This is a genomic window from Paenibacillus doosanensis (genome assembly GCF_025060755.1).
GTDB lineage: Bacteria > Bacillota > Bacilli > Paenibacillales > NBRC-103111 > Paenibacillus_S > Paenibacillus_S doosanensis.
Map to the genome: position 1 here is coordinate 1 of NZ_JANYUY010000129.1, position 799 is coordinate 799.

Here is a 799-nt window from a genome sequence, read left to right on the forward strand (position 1 = left end):
AAGTTGTCCTGCTGGTGACGGTCAATCTGTCCGCGTGAGATACAAAAGGAAGGGAGAATTATGACAATTCTCCCTGGATGACGCGCTTCACCATATGATCGTCGATGATCCGATGTTTGTTCTGTGCCCCGTAGATCAGAGCGTGTGTACATACTTTGTTAATCAACCGGGCAGCGCCACTTGAGAAGCGGTAAATGTCATCGATTGCGCCGTCGGTAAAGATATCATGCTCTGCTCCGGCGAACGCCAGATGGCGGCGAATATAATCACCGGTCTGTGCACGATCATAGTGCGGCAGCTTGCACTGCAGATCGATGCGCTGACGAATGGCGGCATATGCCTGCAAATGTAGACGATCCCACAGTTCGCTTTGGCCGACAAGGATGAGCGCCATGGGGCTTTGTGCATCCATCTTGAAATTGAGCAGGAAGCGGACTTCCTCCAACATCTCGCGATCCAGCAGATGCGCCTCGTCAACGACAACGACCGGTTGCAGCCTGTGAATGCCCCGCATGAGCTCGATCTCGCGATGCAACTGCCGCTTGGCGTCGCCGCGGTAGAACTTCGACTCGCAGCCGAGCTGTTCAAGTAGCCCCTTGTAGAAGTGCCGCGGCGTCAGCTTGGAGTCCGACAAATAGAGTACCTTGTAGCTTGCTGGATCGAGCACTTCGGTGAACCGACGGATTGTCGTCGTCTTGCCTGTACCGCAATCGCCGGTGACGACGGCGAACCACTGACGCTGGGCGGCGTATTCAAGACGCCCGAGTGTTTCGTCGAGAATCACCGACTCATACAGTTC

Annotated in this window: 1 protein-coding gene; it reads right to left on the minus strand. The window is 55.1% G+C overall.

The window, feature by feature from the left end:
* Window positions 1–58 precede the first annotated feature (58 nt).
* Window positions 59–799: ExeA family protein (locus N0M98_RS33720; protein ID WP_259620508.1), on the minus strand; the 741-nt coding region annotated here is incomplete at its 5' end.